The 16619-nt window shown below is 40.3% G+C and carries 13 protein-coding genes; 10 read left to right on the top strand and 3 right to left on the bottom strand.

The annotated features are described in order from the left end of the window. The first annotated feature begins 773 nt into the window (after positions 1-773). Positions 774-1259 (top strand): hypothetical protein, encoded by a 486-nt coding sequence (locus tag H5159_RS20255; protein WP_010554987.1) that lies wholly within the window; start codon positions 774-776, stop codon positions 1257-1259. A 354-nt stretch (positions 1260-1613) separates the two neighbouring features. Here H5159_RS20255 and H5159_RS20250 read toward each other — a convergent pair whose 3' ends face one another. Beyond that, positions 1614-2819, bottom strand: a complete 1206-nt coding sequence (locus tag H5159_RS20250) for an anhydro-N-acetylmuramic acid kinase (RefSeq protein ID WP_182780930.1) — start codon at positions 2817-2819, stop codon at positions 1614-1616. A gap of 149 nt (positions 2820-2968) precedes the next feature. Here H5159_RS20250 and H5159_RS20245 point away from each other — a divergent pair, with 149 nt between their 5' ends. The 4 genes from H5159_RS20245 (at position 2969) to H5159_RS20230 (ending at position 7184) form a co-directional block, all read left to right on the top strand. Continuing rightward, a complete protein-coding gene (locus H5159_RS20245; RefSeq protein WP_182738933.1) occupies positions 2969-3463 on the top strand; it encodes a GNAT family N-acetyltransferase in 495 nt (164 codons plus the stop codon). 179 nt (positions 3464-3642) lie between these two features. Then, on the top strand, positions 3643-4671 hold the full coding sequence (locus tag H5159_RS20240) for an NADP-dependent oxidoreductase (protein WP_182780929.1): 1029 nt from the start codon (positions 3643-3645) through the stop codon (positions 4669-4671). A gap of 50 nt (positions 4672-4721) precedes the next feature. After that, positions 4722-5339 (top strand): glutathione S-transferase family protein, encoded by a 618-nt coding sequence (locus H5159_RS20235; protein WP_024597791.1) that lies wholly within the window; start codon positions 4722-4724, stop codon positions 5337-5339. A gap of 225 nt (positions 5340-5564) precedes the next feature. Continuing rightward, positions 5565-7184, top strand: coding sequence for a methyl-accepting chemotaxis protein (locus H5159_RS20230; RefSeq protein WP_039488778.1), 1620 nt, complete (start codon positions 5565-5567; stop codon positions 7182-7184). A 71-nt stretch (positions 7185-7255) separates the two neighbouring features. Here the strand turns inward: H5159_RS20230 and H5159_RS20225 are convergent, their stop codons facing one another. Both H5159_RS20225 and H5159_RS20220 read right to left on the bottom strand, forming a co-directional pair. Further along, positions 7256-7564, bottom strand: coding sequence for a YkgJ family cysteine cluster protein (locus H5159_RS20225; protein ID WP_002962790.1), 309 nt, complete (start codon positions 7562-7564; stop codon positions 7256-7258). 45 nt (positions 7565-7609) lie between these two features. Further along, positions 7610-9538, bottom strand: a complete 1929-nt coding sequence (locus tag H5159_RS20220) for an ATP-dependent DNA helicase RecQ (RefSeq protein WP_182780928.1) — start codon at positions 9536-9538, stop codon at positions 7610-7612. 274 nt (positions 9539-9812) lie between these two features. Between H5159_RS20220 and H5159_RS20215 the strand changes: the two genes are divergently transcribed. The 5 genes from H5159_RS20215 (at position 9813) to hepT (ending at position 16001) form a co-directional block, all read left to right on the top strand. Further along, positions 9813-11117 (top strand): NAD(P)/FAD-dependent oxidoreductase, encoded by a 1305-nt coding sequence (locus H5159_RS20215; RefSeq protein WP_002962796.1) that lies wholly within the window; start codon positions 9813-9815, stop codon positions 11115-11117. A gap of 137 nt (positions 11118-11254) precedes the next feature. Further along, a complete protein-coding gene (locus H5159_RS20210) occupies positions 11255-13345 on the top strand; it encodes a cupric reductase (protein WP_182725329.1) in 2091 nt (696 codons plus the stop codon). A gap of 117 nt (positions 13346-13462) precedes the next feature. Next, a complete protein-coding gene (locus tag H5159_RS20205; RefSeq protein WP_154904082.1) occupies positions 13463-14962 on the top strand; it encodes a DUF2235 domain-containing protein in 1500 nt (499 codons plus the stop codon). Positions 14963-15193: 231 nt separating this feature from the next. After that, entirely contained in the window at positions 15194-15583 is a 390-nt protein-coding gene (gene mntA / locus H5159_RS20200) for a type VII toxin-antitoxin system MntA family adenylyltransferase antitoxin (RefSeq protein WP_182725328.1), read from the top strand. After that, positions 15576-16001 carry a type VII toxin-antitoxin system HepT family RNase toxin gene (gene hepT, locus H5159_RS20195; RefSeq protein WP_024599502.1) on the top strand — a complete coding sequence of 142 codons (426 nt, stop codon included), beginning with the start codon at positions 15576-15578 and terminating at the stop codon, positions 15999-16001. Before mntA ends, hepT begins: the two co-directional genes overlap by 8 nt. The last annotated feature ends 618 nt before the right edge of the window (positions 16002-16619 follow it).

The following is a 16619-nucleotide window of genomic DNA, read 5'->3' as shown; positions in this document are numbered from 1 at the left end:
TTTTGACTTGTTCAATGAGTGTATTCATTACTTACCTCCAAATATGGGATAACCCCAAGGTAAGTGTGGCTCAAATGGTCAGAATAGGATCTCCGCGTAGCGGCTTAGTTCAACAATTTAATAGTACGCTCATCAAGCATATTTCTGCCGACATAACGCTCATCTATCTACTTTATATAGTTTTAGCAAATTACCTAAGGTATTACTATAACTAAGTTTTCTAAAGTTTTTAGGTGAAGTTAATAATCCAATTTGCGCGCAGCGCGCATTTTCATGAATATATGCGCAAAAAGCAGTTTGACCAATCAATTAACTACTATATTTAGCCAATCTCAATAACTGGTTTTCGCTCATAACCGCCTTAGAACATTTTCATTGCGACATTTATCTTGGCCGCTAACACCGCTCTATTAATATGAGGTACAACAATAAACCGCTATCCATACAGTAATAAACCAAAAAAGATAAAGTATAGAATTTTAGTTGGGAATCTCTGTTTAATTAGTTTAAGCCTAAAAACAAAATTCTGTCCCCTATGAAAAGAACCCAAATAAGGAACGGAAGCACCATCGCTACAAGCACTGCCACATATGGCTCTTCATTCCAGATGTGTGATAAAACATTCCAAAGTTGGATGAGAAAGAACAAAAAGATCCTCTTTGATCAAACTACTCAATAATTGTACTAAATAATGCAATTAGTCATAAATCTGTAACTTTGATCCGCGATAATCTCTATCCGATAAATGAATAGACTCAAGAAGATTAAGTAAGATGAGTACACCCTTAGTGCAACTAACATTTGCACTGCAATCATTTGATGATTCTATGTCTGCGGCGATGAGCCACGCTATGGAATATGAAAAGCTATCGCTAAAAGCCAATGCTGCGCATAACATTACGCTGCAGTGTGTGTTGCCTGATGGCGCAAATGAGAGCGATGTTATTTCACTAAGTGCAACGCAGCCCAGTGCGCGTGGGGCGCAGTATTTTACTGAAAAAACGCTGAGCAATGCAGACCTTGAATCTGGTACTGTAAATCTTACTTTAAGTAACATTACACAAAGCCAGTGTTTTGTAGTGCAAATGATGCTGCACGGAAAAAACACGACCTTAAAAGAAAGCCAGCAACTCGATGTGTACATTAAAGCATTTGAGCAAGGCTATATTCCTGAGCAAATAAAAACTGAACATACCAAGTCACAGGGCGTTCGTAGCTACTTTGCAAGTATGGGCTCTACGTTTTTATCGCTGTTTTAATGCAAACTGCACTTAAATTACGCGACACTACTTATAAGTTGTTAGGGCGTGTTGAACTTTGGTGGGTGAATTTACAGCAGTATGTTTGGTTTTTAGGCAAGGCAGAGCCTATGTAGTGTGGTTACTCCCCATAAATAGGCGATAACGCAGCATAAATACCAAACATGCACTGCCCTTTGGGTTCTTTCTAGGGACGATTAACTCTTTGTTGCCTACATGGATGTAGGTAAGGGGCGTGAGCAGGACGCGGAAGCTTTGCTCGGTTTTTACTTAGCCCACTGGGTTACAAACCTCGCGCCGCGATTTAATCGCCTCTAGATTGAACAAATTTCAATCCACAAAGACCAACACGCCCTAGTCTGCAAAACTTACTTTACCCATAGTAACTCCCGCAATACCTTGTGCGGTGTTACTTAGGTGTTGCTGCTCTCCGGCTAGGCATTCGTTTGCTAAAATAGCAAATAACACAGCCTCTTTTGCATCAGGGTTAATACCTAAATCGTCGGTATTTTTAAAAGCCTTAATACGTGGGCAAAGCGTTGTAAGTTGCGCCATTAGTAATGGGTTATGAATACCCCCACCACTTGCATACACCACACAATTTTGTGCGCGCTCTGCACACTCGTTTAATGCATTTGCTATAGCGGTTGCTGTAAAGGTATTTAAGGTGGCCATTACATCTTCATGGCTTAAGTGCTGTGTATTTGTAAGCTGCTGTGCGGTGTTTAAATACGCTAAGTTAAATACCTCAGGCCCTGTGGTTTTAGGCATTGGGAGTTTAAAAAATGCGTTATTACACAATGCATTTAATAATGGTGTATTTACCTTGCCTGCTTTAGCTATTTTTGCGCCATCGTCATAATGCATATCTTTAAAATGTTGCTGTACGTAGGCATCCATAATGGTATTACCGGGGCCAATGTCGGAGCTAAACACACGGTTTGCATCACCATTTTTGGGTAAAAACGTTAAGTTAGCTATGCCGCCCATATTTAGCAAAATCCGACTCTCCACAGCGCTCGAAAAATACAAATAATCGCCATACACAGCAAGCGGTGCGCCCTCGCCTCCTGCGGCTATGTGTTTTTGCCTAAAATCACCAATGGTCGTAATACCCGTAGTAACGGCTATTTGGTCGCTATCGCCAATTTGTAAGGTGCCATTAGTAAAGCTTTTATGATTATGTTGCGACTGTGGGCAGTGGTAAATGGTTTGCCCGTGACTTGCTATTACATCAATACTTGCCGGGTCTATTTGCCAAGTATGTAAGCACTGGTTAACCATATTGCCATGGAGTTTACCTACCCACGGGTGCAGTAAAGTTACAAGCTCTAAATCGCACTCTCGTTTGGCAAATACCTGCTTTATTTTAGTTTTATAATCGTCGTTGTAGTCAACGGTGGTAAAATTTAAAACCTCAATGTGAGTATTTAAGCCCGCGCCCGTTATTTTACACAGTGCAACATCAAGCCCGTCCAACGAGGTGCCGCTCATTAAACCAATAATTAAACGGCTTGGTTTTAGGGCGCTGTTATAAAGCGCTTTAATGTGAGGGTGCATAATGGCATCTAAAATAGGTGTAATATTTTGCTTATATTAGAGGACTTTAAAACAAAGTAATAGCCGTAAAGCGTTTAATTTAGGTTCTGATTGTTTAACTCTTAAATGATTGTTAAGTTAGTGTGCATACTAAAAATTTATGAAAAAATATGATCACCCTCAGAGAGTTTAAAGCCCAAGACGCACCTTTTATTATTAACACCTTAAATGATGAACAGGTAACGCGTTATTTATCGTCAAAAATTCCGTTTCCGTATACGCAAGCCGATGCAAACTGGTGGATAAGCCAAGGCTCAAAAAACGGCATTATTAAGGCCATTGTTGTAAATGGGCAATTTGCGGGCTGTATTGGTATAACTCCCGGCGAATTTGAATACAAACGCAGTGGCGAAATTGGTTATTGGCTTAATAAAGCCTATTGGGGGCAAGGTATTATTACTCGCGCTATTGAACTTATATGCAATGAAGCGTTTGCAAGCTCACACTTAAACAGAATTTTTGGTGCCGTGATTGCTGGTAATACTGGCTCTATGAAAGCACTTACTAAGAGCGGCTTTGAGCAAGAGGCTGTGCTTAAACAGGCCATTTATAAAAACGGAGTACTTTACAACAATCATATATTTAGTAAGCTCAAAGCAGACTAATTACTCTAATTAAATTTGCGCAAAGGTTGAATTATCAACCACCCGCCCAAAACTCCTTTATTAAGGTACGCATTGTACATATTCATACTGCTTAGCCGCGCATTATTGTTTAGCTGAACACGATTTTTAAAGCGTAAACATTCGGTAAGTAGTTTATTTATATTAATAGGAGATCTTTTATGTCTACGACTAGTCGCCAACTTACTCTTGAATCACGCCCTAATGGCGCTCCAACAGATGAAAACTTTAAATTAAAAACGGTAGAGCTTTCGGCTTTAAAAGACGGTGAAGTTTTACTACGTACTATTTACCTATCGCTAGACCCGTACATGCGTGGTCGTATGAGCGATGCTAAGTCGTATGCTGACCCTGTTAATATTGGCGATGTAATGGTTGGCGCAACAGTGTGCCAAGTAGAAGAGTCTAAAAACGATAAGTTTAACGAAGGCGAATGGGTACTTGCCTACACAGGTTGGCAAGACTACGCCATTACCGACGGCGAAGGCTTAATGCAGTTAGGTAAAGAGCCTGCAAACCCTTCATACGCATTAGGTATTATGGGTATGCCTGGCTTTACTGCTTACATGGGTTTACTTGATATTGGCCAGCCTAAAGAAGGCGAAACCGTAGTTGTTGCAGCAGCAACAGGCCCTGTAGGCGCAACGGTTGGTCAAATAGCTAAAATTAAAGGCTGTAAAGTAGTGGGTGTTGCTGGTGGTAGCGAAAAATGTGCACACGCCGTTGAAAAACTAGGGTTTGATGCCTGTATTGATCACAAAGCTGATGACTTTGCAGAGCAGTTAGAAAAAGCCTGTGATAAAGGCATTGATGTTTACTACGAAAATGTGGGCGGTAAAGTATTCGACGCCGTACTACCATTACTAAATACCGCAGCACGCGTACCATTGTGTGGTTTAGTATCGCAATATAACGCTACTAGCTTGCCAGAAGGCCCAGACCGTTTAGGTATGCTAATGGGTCAATTGCTTACTAAGCGTATTAAAATGCAAGGCTTTATCATTTTTGATGATTACGGCGACCGTTACGACGAGTTTGCACAAGACATGCAAAAATGGCTACAAGACGGAAAAATTCAATACCGTGAGCACATGGTAGAAGGCATCGAAAATACAGTAGATGCGTTCAACGATATGATATGCGGTAAAAACTTTGGTAAAACTGTGGTTAAAATTAATAACCCACTTTAATTTTATACGGCTTGTAAGGCAAAGCCCTTACAAGCCAAAAAAGGACTGACATGATTAAACTACACCATTTAAATAAATCCCGTTCTAAACGTATAATTTGGCTTTTAGAAGAGCTAGATGTTGACTACGAAATTGTGGCTTATCAGCGTAATAAAGATACATTTTTAGCGCCTGATGAACTAAAGCATATTCATCAACTTGGTAAGTCACCGGTAATTGAAGACGGCGGTTTAATTATTGCTGAATCTGGCGCTATTACTGATTACCTTATTACTAAATACGGCAATGGTAAATTTGCTCCAAAAGTAGATACCGCTGAATATGTTGACTACCAACAGTGGCTGCACTTTGCAGAAAGCTCAGCAATTTTACCGCTTTTACTTAAAATGTTTGTACTAAAAGACGGCGCTAAAACACAGTTTTTAGAAGGCTATGCCGACGCTGAAACAGCTAAAGTAATTAGCTACTTTAACGACCGCCTAGAAGGTAAACGTTATTTAGTGGGCGATACCCTAACGGGCGCTGACTTTATGATGTCGTTTATTGTTGAAATAGTTAAAAACTCAGGTCAATTAGCGCACTTTAAAAACCTCGTTAAATACGACGAGCAATTACAAAGCCATGAGAAGTTTCATACAGCTAATGAGCTAGAAGCAAAGTACGACTAAACCTTTATATAATATTTTTATATAACACTAAGGAGCATTTTGCTCCTTTTTTAATACCTGTAAAATATGCCCCGCCAAAGTTACGCTTGTAAACTAAATTAACAATCACCTACCTTATTGCTAATAAAACTTTAATTAATAAGGCATAATGCTGCTATTGTTTAAGTATTTTCACTAATAATACAAGCTGCTCTTGCGCGTATTGACTCACCCTTGGGATCAACCATGACCATAAACATGCGTTTAACAACCGGCTTTGGCGTAATTTTATCAATGATGATTATTTTAACCATTATTGGAATTTCGCGCGTTAGCCTTATTAATAATAACATTACCCACATGACCGACGTAAATTCGGTAAAGCAACGTTACGCAATTAACTTCAGAGGCAGCGTACACGACAGAGCAATAGCCGTGCGCGACGTAGTGCTAATTACCGAGCAAAGCAGTTTAAGTACCGTGTTAAATAACATACAAGAGCTAAACGCATTTTACCAAACGTCAAGCCGCGCTATGGCTAAGCTAATGGGTGATATGAATAGTGAAGAGCGCGCTTTAATTAATAAAATAAATCAAATAGAGCAGCGTACTCAGCCTTTTATTCAAGGTGTAATAAACGCTAAAAATGCAGGAAACCTAAACGAAGCTAAACGCATTTTATTAACCGATGCGCGCCCTGCGTTTACCCAGTGGCTAAATGTTATAAACCAATTTATAAATCTGCAAGAGCAAGCAAATCAAACCACCACTATTGATACTCTCGATATTGCCAGTTCATTTGAAATTTGGATGATTTCGCTCACCGCGCTTGCAATTTTAATAGGTGCAAGCGTTGCGTATGTTATTAGCCAACTGATCAGAAAGTCAGTAGGTGGCGAACCACAAGAAGCCGCCGAAGTAATTGCCCTTATTGCCCAAGGCGATTTAAGAGGTGATGTACAGTCGTGTTGCCCAAATAGCATGATGGCTTCTGTAGGGGTGATGCAATCTAAACTAAAAACCATTGTAGATAGCATTATTAACTCATCTGAAGAGCTTTCTACGCACTCTGCAAGCGTAGCGTCTGGCTCGCAGCAAGCACTTAGTGCCGCTGACGCACAAGTAACCTATACAAACTCGGCAGTAAGCAGCTTAGAAGAAATGAGCCGCAGTATTAATGCAGTTGCAGGCTCTGTTAAACAAACAGAAGATAACTCAAAAATAACCGCACAATTATCGCAGCAAGGTAGTATTGCAGTGCAAAAAGTAGCGGCGGAAATTGAGCAAATTTCAGTAACCGTAAAAGCCACAGTTACCCAAGTAAATGTGCTGCAAGAGCATGTAAAACACATTGGCGATATTTTAAGTGTGATCCGCAGCATTTCTGATCAAACAAACTTGCTTGCACTAAATGCGGCAATAGAAGCTGCAAGAGCAGGCGAAACTGGCCGAGGTTTTGCTGTTGTAGCTGACGAGGTAAGGCAACTTGCCCAGCGTACTGGTGATGCAACAGGCGACATTGAAAAGATGATTTTGCAAGTGCAAGAAAACACGCAAGCGTCGGTAACAGCTATGGAAACCACAGTACCGCAAGTAGAAAATGGCCTAACGCTTACCCATGAGGCAAACGAGTTACTGCATCAAATACAGCAACAAGCTAACGATTCATTAAGTAACGTGCTTGAAATTGTTGAATCAACATCAAACCAAGTAGCCACCGTGGCGCAAATTAGTACCGGCGTGGAAGAAATTGCCAGTATGTCTAAAGAAACCAGCATGTCGCTTAACAGTAACGCACAAGAAGCCGTTGCATTAGCTGACCTTTCAAACACGCTTAAAAAGTATATTAGCTACTTTAAAGTTTAATTTTTATAGTAAGTAATAAACAAAGGGGCTTTTAAGCCCCTTTGATGTTTATGTACTTTAATAATAGCGGACTATATACCCGCTAAATCGCGCTCGGTAATACACTCGTCTGAGGCCATTTCAAACTCGCGGCAAACTAATGGGCGGTTTTCGTAAATAGAGCACATAAGCGTATTGCGGTCGAGTGCTTGGCACCAACCGTCGTCAGCGCGTTTCATTACTTCGCTGCCCCATTTATCGTATTCAATGTAGTTAAAAGGCACGCCGGTGTCGGTTACTATGCGCACTTCTAATTGGCAACAACAGGCTTGGCAGTTAGCACACGTAACAGGCTCTGGGGTAGTAGAAATATTTTCAACAGGAATAACAATATGAGGCATAGTGGCTTACTTTTTTGAATAAGCCACTAGGATACAGTAACTAATTTAACGCGCTAGTAGTTTTGCTTTTATATCGCTGTAACGCATTTGCTCGCACAGTGCAAAACCACTCAATTGGCGCACTTTATTACGCGCAAATAATGGCACACTCATCCCCGCTAAAAAGCGGCATTGGGTTTCAATACCCACATTATGATTACCTTTGTCTGCCATATGCGCTAAAAACTCATCCACCTTTTGATAAATAAGTTGCTCCTCAACATATGCAGGCTCTATAGAGTATTCAAGCTTAACCGCATGACCTCTACACACACTACAATGCCCACATTGCTGTGGTGCGTTTTGATCGTCAAAATAGCGCGCTAAGTTATAGCTTAAGCAACTTTGTAGCTCAAAAAAGCGTACCAGTGCAGCAATACGTTTAATTTCGGCTTGTTCTTTATCACTAAAGTAGTCGTGTAGTTGCTGGGCAAGTTCTGGGTTATTTATAACCTCGCTATGCACTTTGTATACTTGGGTAATACGTTTGGTTTCGAGCGTTATTAGGTTTTTTTCGGCTAGGTAATCAAGGGCTGCCACTACGCGTTTTCGATCAACCTGCGCGGCTTGCGTAAGGGAGTCAAAATTTAGCGTGCCCCATATTTTTTTAAAATCGGTATGGCTAAATATTTGTGTTAAAAATGCTTGGCGTTGCTCGTCAAACTGGCTTAGTAGCTCGTTTTTATCGACCAAAAATTTATATTTAAAATCAGCGTAGTAGGCATATTGCGGCGTTATAGCGCCTTGCATTTCTAGTTGTACAAGTAAGGTTTTAAGTGCCAGTTGTCTAATATTACTTTCGCTTGATAAGCTGTATTCTTGCATTTCCCATTGCTGGTGGCTTTGGCGAATATCGTTAATTACGTATTCAATACCGCTAAGCTCAGGGGTGTCGCCATATACAAAGTTTTCAACCGTATTTAGCCCATCTAAATTGGCAAGGGTGTAGCAGTTTGATGGATTGCCATCGCGCCCTGCTCGGCCAATTTCTTGGCTGTAGTTTTCAATCGATTTTGGTAAATCGTAATGTATAACAAAACGAATATCTGACTTATCAACGCCCATACCAAAGGCTATGGTTGCCACAACAACGTTAATTTTACCCGCCATAAAATCATCTTGAATTTGCCAGCGTAGCGTATCTTCAAGCCCTGCATGATACGCAACCGCTTGAATACCTTGCGCACTTAGCGTATTAGCCACTTGTTCGGCACTTTGCTGAAGCGTTACATACACAATACCTGGGCCATTTTGCGCACGCACTATGTTTGTAAGCTCAGTGTTTTTATCAGCCGTTTTTACACTTAGCACACTTAAATCGAGGTTAGCGCGATAAAAGCCGGTTTGTACAATACACTCTGGGGCAATATTAAAACGCTCGCTCATGTCGCGTTTTACTTTTTTAGTGGCTGTGGCGGTGAGTAATAGTACCAGTGGAATATTTAGCTCTTCGCGGTATCGCGGTAGTTTAAGGTAGTCGGGTCTAAAGTTATGGCCCCATTCAGATATACAGTGCGCTTCGTCTACCACTAACATCGAAAGCGCCACCTGGCTTATAAACTCTCTAAAACGCTCGTTTTTAAAGCGCTCAACCGACACCATTAATACTTTAATTTTACCATTTCGCACATCATTCATTACGGTGCTGCTTTGCATTTGATCTTGGCTCGAATCAAGGCTTGCCGCGTAAATACCTTTGCTATTTAAAAAGCTAATTTGATCTTTCATCAATGCTAGTAAAGGCGAAACAACTAACGTTAAATTTGGTAAATGCAACGCAGTTAATTGATAGCACAACGATTTACCCGAACCGGTCGGAAATATAGCCAACGACGATTGACCATTTAAAAGCTGCTCTATAGTTTGTTGTTGCCCTGTTCTAAATTGGCTAAAACCAAAGTGCTGCTCAAGTGATTGAATTAATGGCGTGGTCATAAATGTCCTTTTGATGGCTAAACAATAGTCATGCTTATAAAATTGCGGTGTAGATAAAATATTTGCAACTCGGTGTGTATGAAATATTTGCAACTCAGTATACAACAAATAACATTATTTATTGCTGACATCGGTTTTATTTAGGCGCAAACTAGGCACCCATAAAATGAGTAGTAACTGCTTGTTGCCAAAATAATTTATTGATACCCAAGTCATCTTAAAAAACTAATAAAAATACAGATCACTTGGGTATATTATTTTTGAGGGCAACGTTATGAATATTACTACACCTAAAATCGTCGTTATTGGCGGTGGTGCTGGCGGATTAGAACTCGCAACGCAATTAGGTCATAAATTAGGAAAGAAAAAACAAGCTGAAATTCTACTAATAGACAAAAACCGTACCCACATATGGAAGCCGTTACTGCACGAAGTAGCGACAGGCTCTATTGACCCCGATTTAGATGGCGTTGTGTATTCAGCCCATGCTGCAAAACACCACTATAACTTTCAACTTGGTACTTTTTGCAATATAGATCAAAGCAATAAAACAGTTACCCTTGCACCACTTTTAGACGAGCTAGGCCACACAATTTTACCCGAGCGCACCGTGCGCTACGACCACCTAGTCATTGCCATTGGCAGCGTAAGTAACGACTTTAATACCCCAGGTATAAAAGATCACTGCTACTTTTTAGACTCAAACCAACAAGCAGAGCGCTTTCAGCACTCATTACTAGATAGCTTTACGCGCCTTCACCAAGACGACAACCAACAGCAATCACTTAATATTGCCATTGTTGGCGGCGGTGCTACCGGTGTTGAGCTCTCAGCTGAGCTTTATCATGTGTCTGAGCTATTAAAGCTTTATGGCTTAACAAATATGTCGTCTAAGCGTTTGCATATTCACTTAATAGAAGCCGGACCACGTATTTTACCAGCATTACCAGAGCGTATTGCCGTAAGTGCTAAACGCGAGCTATTAAAGCTTGGCGTAAACGTGCGCGAACAAACGCAAGTAAAAGAAGGCACCGCACAAGGCTTTATCACCAAAGACGAAGAACACATTGATGCCGATATTATGGTGTGGGCAGCAGGCGTAAAAGCACCTGACTTTATTAAAGACTTAGGTATTTTTGAGCTGACGCGTAGCAACCAAATTCAAGTAAACGAGTTTTTACAAAGCACCGTTGACGAAAGCATTTTTGTATTAGGCGATTGCTGCGCATTTACCCAAGCCGATGGCAAGCAAGTACCACCTCGAGCACAATCGGCGCATCAAATGGCGCAGTGCGTCGAAAAAAATCTAATCGCAACGCTAAAGCAGCAACCACTACGCGGCTTTAAATACAGCGATCATGGCTCACTTGTTAACTTATCAAGCTACAGTACTGTGGGTAATTTAATGGGCAACCTAACCAGCAATACCTTTTTTATTGAAGGTAAAATTGCCCGCTTTATGTATATATCTTTATACCGTATGCACCAACGCGCCATACACGGTAGCGCAAAAACCTTTGCATTATGGATAAGCGAAAAAGTGCTGCGTGTAGTGCGCCCTAAAATGAAGTTGCACTAATAAATTAAGTACGCTCACAAAACCACAAAAAAGCTTTAAGAGTTAATAAGTATTATCTCTTAAAGCTTTTTTGCACTTTGCGTACCTAAAGTAGTACGATGTGAGAATATTTTAATAACATCAAAGGATTGGCGGTTATGAAAAAGCTACTTCTCGGACTTATAATTATAGCGGCTTTGGCAGTATATCTATTTAAAACCCAGCCTAACACAGCCGCTGTAGAGCAGACCAACGTGGCTGCACCAAATGCCACTGAGCCTAATTTAGTTAATAAAAAGCAGCCCGTAGAAGGCACACCGCTAAGAATAGTCACAGATCTAAAAAAAGATATTCGCCTTTGTAGAGATCAATCACAGCAACAACATATAAAAATAAATAATTTAAACCAATCGCTTGTTTCATTTTTTGTGAGTGAGCTTAAAAAAGGGACGTCGGTCCCCACGCTTTTAAAGTATGCAACCCTATCAGGAATCTATAAGCGTCAATATATTGCCTTTTTAAGAGATGCTATAGTTGCTGAGCAAAAGCAGCAGCTTAATATTACTAGCTCTTTAAACGAATTAGCTAATTGGCAAGGCATTGAGGCAATTAAAGGCTTCACCAATGATAAAGTAAAAGAAATGATTCAACAGCTTGGAGATAATAAGCATAGCCCTCCAGGACTTACTCTGAGTGTACCCCTTGATGAAAATGTACAAAAAGAAACCCTTTATGCTTTATTAAACAACTCAGATACATTTACCACTTACTCTAAAACGTTTATTAAACTTGAAGGCAGTGAGGTTATTTCCCCGGCTACATTGTTTGTGCTTAATGCAAATAAATTTACGCCAAAAGAGTTTGAGCAGGCAATTTCATCTAATCAATTTACAGTAAATGAAGTAGCTACTGCGATTAAAAACAACATTCCTAATGAGTATATTTTTGCGCTTATGAAGCAGGTGCCGGCACTGGATGCTATGCCGCTGTACGAAGAAAATTCTGTTTTATATAACATGGCTGATATTGCCGTAAGCCAGTTTAATTTACCGCTTGTAAAAGCACTGCAGCAACTAGGCGTAACACCAACCAATCAGCCAGGCTTATTTACGGGTTTAGACGTAGCAATAGTAAGCCTGCCTAAAAGTGGTAACTTAACGCTAGCCCCTTTAGATGCAAAGCATACTCAAATGTTAAACTACCTTACAGAGCAAGGCTATAAAGCTCATATCGGCAATGCTAGTGACTACCTAAATAGCAAAGGCGTTTCTTTTGTAAGTGATTTTATTTACCAGCAAGGCGTCTATATTAATGGGCAGGAAAACCCTGAGCAATATGCTTACTTTAACCCTATTGGTAAAATAGACAACGCCACATTGCCCCAAGTGAGTGAGCCCGATAATTCTGATGTTGCACGTTTTTTAGTAGATTTGAAGCAACAAAAGAAAGATCTAGATAATAAAAGACAAAACTGTGAACTATTACAGCAGCAGTTAAGCGCTACTGAACAATTACACTCTACTATGCGAGCATATAATACGGTGCTAGAGGTAAAAAAAGAGCAAGGTAATAACTTCGAATATGTTTTACAAGAACAAGACCCCGTATTAGTTAATTACTGGTGGAGTATACTAAGCAATCAGCTTTCAAACGATAGAAGTCATAGCGCGTTCAGCCAATATTTGTCTAAAAAAGATTACCAAAAAGCTTATGAGTACAGCCTTAGTACACCATTAACTCAAACAGAAACCGATACACTTTTTACATTCCTACTATTAGAGCCTCATGACTTTATAACGATCTGGCAAAGCCGAGTTGAACCTAAGCCACCGAGTGATTTAGCAAGATTAAGTCGTTTTCCGCTTGAGCAATGGCAAAAGCTTAAACAAGCTGGTTTTGATTTTTCGATTACCGATACGTATGGGCGCGACGTTTATGTACAAGCCGCATCGTCTTCTGTCGAGGCAGTCCAATTTCTAATTGACAATAAAATACCCGCTGATTCAGAAAAATTAGGCGTAGATATACTCGACTTAGCGCTAGAACAAAGCTACACCAAAGGGGAGTTAAGCCCAATGATTCCTTTAGCCTTACAGCTTGTTGAAAAAATTGAACCGAATCACCTTTCTCGCGCAGCACGATTAAAAACGTTTTATCCTGAGGTTTACGAGCAATTAATTAAGTTAAACCCCGCATTAAAACCCGCAGAGGGCACGCAGCTAAATCACTATACTTTTAATAGCCTATAACCCGCACTTTTAATACGCCAACAAATTAGTTGGCGTATTTGTTACTAACCTAAATATTGTCTTTAATATTTAACATTGTCTGTGTAGAGTATTTAAAACAACTAAGGAAATTGGGTTATGACGGGTAAAACGCTAATTTTTAATTTTGACGGCACAGGAAACGAGCCCCGTGATGCAGAGCAATTTAGCTCAGAGCATTTTAAAGAAGACTCTAATATTACCAACATCCTAAAATTGCATTTACTGCTTGGCGGTAAATTAGAAGACTCCCCCATTACTCCTTTTGCTAACCAACTCAGTTTTTATTATCAAGGTATTGGCACTAAAGGCAGCCGCCTTAAACGCATTTTAAACCAAACCCTTGCACCTCGTGGTGACGACGTAGCCAGTATTTTAAATCAAGCATTAAGCGACTTTAAAGCTCACTACCTAATAGGCGATGCCATACTGCTAACGGGTTTTAGCCGAGGCGGTGCACTTGCTAGGCGTTTTGCCAAAATCCTAGAGCCTTTAATTGCTGATAATGTTTACGTATGTGTATTTGATACCGTCGCCTCTATTGGCTTATCAAAAGTAAGTAAAGCCACACGCGGCGCAGAGCACGTTATTTTTGAAAACCACACCATTGCCAACAACATTACTCACGCGCTGCACTGCGTAGCCCTTGATGAAAAACGCCGCGCGTTTGAACCCACACTCATGAACCATCAAAGCAATATTACCGAGCTATGGTTTGCAGGAGCGCATTCAGACATTGGCGGCGGTTACTACCGCGATGGCCTAGCCGATATTTGCTTGCGCTACGCACTTGAGTGGTTAATAGAACAACCGCTTAATATTTCGTTACTCACTAGCCACGATATAGATTACGAAACCCTACTTCCCGATAGCAACTTAGTAGCACAAGATGACGTAACCGTAACGCCCGATCCGCTCGCATTAAGTCACCAACAAAATTACTTTTGGTTTAACCCATTTTTTAAATTAGTAGATAGGCAGTGCTATGTATTAATTGATGACGAAGCCAGCAACCTTGAGCCTTTAGTGCACTACAGCGTAGCCGAACGCATTAATAAGCTAACCAGTTACCGCCCAGAATCGCTTAAAAAACTGCATTACAAAATTAGCTATAACGACAACACCACACTTAGCTTTATTGGTTTAAGCCAACATATAGAACTGGCTAATCAAAACATGAATGTGCTGAGCATTAACCAAAGCCAAGATGTAATGGTATTTGCCTCAGAGCAATATAACGCAACCGGCCTTATGCTAGAGCAAGGCGCTACGTACCGCTTTACCCCATACCCAAATCAATACTGGTTTGACGATGGCATAAAGTGCACGCCATTAGGCTGGAACCGCGATAACGTACAACTTGGCGTAAAAGAAATCCCCATGGCTGTGCTTGAACCATTTAGACGATTTCCTCGTGCACAATGGTTTTCACTTATTGGTGCTATAAATAAAAACGACGACCACCTTTTTGAAATAGCCAACGGCGCCGATATTAAAATGGATAAATCTGGCGAGTTTTGCCCATTTGCAAACGACTTAAGCCGCTTTTACGGCGCTAATGCCGGAAAAATAAAAGTAAAAGTAACGCGGTTGGAATAAGAGGAAACCGAGGCTTTTAAATTGTAGGTGCGATTTTACATCGCGCTTAGCTCTTTAGTAACGGCTCATAACTCCCAATCAACGCTACAAAGCCCGCCTAAACACCTGTAGGCGCAAAGCTTGCTCGCGCGAAAAGCGAAGCTTTTAAATTAAATAAAACAAATATCAGTTTTAATGTTCACTATAAAACTGACAGGTTATTATTACTGTTTTTATCAATGGTTACTTTTCGTGGCAAATGAAGTTATACAAAAAATAATTGAGTATTTACATCAAAACACCGACATTGATGTAGTTTGGCTATATGGCTCCCACGCAAAAGGGACAGCCCAGCCCCATAGTGACATTGACTTAGCCATAGCATTTAAAAACTTTGATCTGGAATCGTTCGATAAGCGCCTTAGGCCAAAAGAGCTTGAGCTTGAAATAAGTAATGCACTTAATCTTAACGAACAACTTATTTCGATTGTTGATATAAATATTATTCCAAGTTATTTAGCTTTCAACGTTATTGAATATGGAAAAATAATTATAAGCAATAATAGTGTTAGAGCGATGAAAGAGCAGCAGCGTATAAATAGCCAGTTCGAATTTGAAACCATAGCGAGTAAACATGACTGATACCGGAATTACACTTTATTTAAGTGAAGTAACACGCCATATTGACGAATATATGCAAGAACTCGACGAACTCAGTCAAATCGATTCACTTAATAGTAGAGACTACCGAGCTGCAGAGCGATTACTACAGTTAATGACCGCGGTGTGTATTGGTTTATCAAAGCATTGGCTAAAGCAGCACAAAAGTAGTACCAGTAGCAACGCCTATCAAACATTTAGCGAACTTACTCATTTAGGCTTTTTGAGCGAGGCAGAACTACTGTCATGGCGTAAAATTATAGGCTTACGAAATGCTCTTGTTCACGATTACTTAAATATTGATCAAAGTATCGTAAAAACAATCATTAAAAAGCAACACTACATAACTATGCACGCATTTAGTATTAAAGCGATTACAGAGCTAAACAAAGATTCATAGATAAAACCTCACCTACAATAATTAAACCACTGCACTGAACAAAACCGTAGGTGCGATTTTACATCGCGCTTTGTCCTCTAGTAACTCTGGTTCATAACTCCCAATCAACGCTACAAAGCTCACCCAAACACCTGTAGGCGCTCAGCTTGCTCGCGCGAAAAGCGAAGCTTTTAAATTGTAGGCGCGATTTTACATCGCGCTTTGCCCTCTAGTAACTAGATCATTACCCCAATCAACTCTACAAAGCTCACCTAAACACCTATTCGCCTCACATGGTGAGGCGAATAACAATTTATTTGCCTCATGCAATGAGGCGAATAGCAGAGTTAATTGCCTCATTACTTTTAAGCGCTACACAGAACAGAAATTCATTTTTCAATGGTAAAAAATGTATTTTTAAGCGAGGTATAAAACCTCACCTACATCATTGCAAACACCACTCTTAACAAAAGCGTAGGTGCGATTTTATGTCGCGCTTTGGCTTTTAAATAAGGCCAAGCTCAACACCTGTAGATACCATCTCTCATTTTAAGCTTCAAGGCCGTATTTAACTTTCTTGGAGCTTAAACGCTTCCTGGTTTTTTATTACACCAAAACATATATGAATTAGCTTTCGCA

It is taken from the genome of Pseudoalteromonas sp. SG43-1 (genome assembly GCF_014164415.1).
Classification (GTDB): domain Bacteria; phylum Pseudomonadota; class Gammaproteobacteria; order Enterobacterales; family Alteromonadaceae; genus Pseudoalteromonas; species Pseudoalteromonas distincta.
The sequence above is the reverse complement of the archived record's forward strand: the minus strand, read 5'-3'. Positions and strand labels throughout refer to the sequence as shown.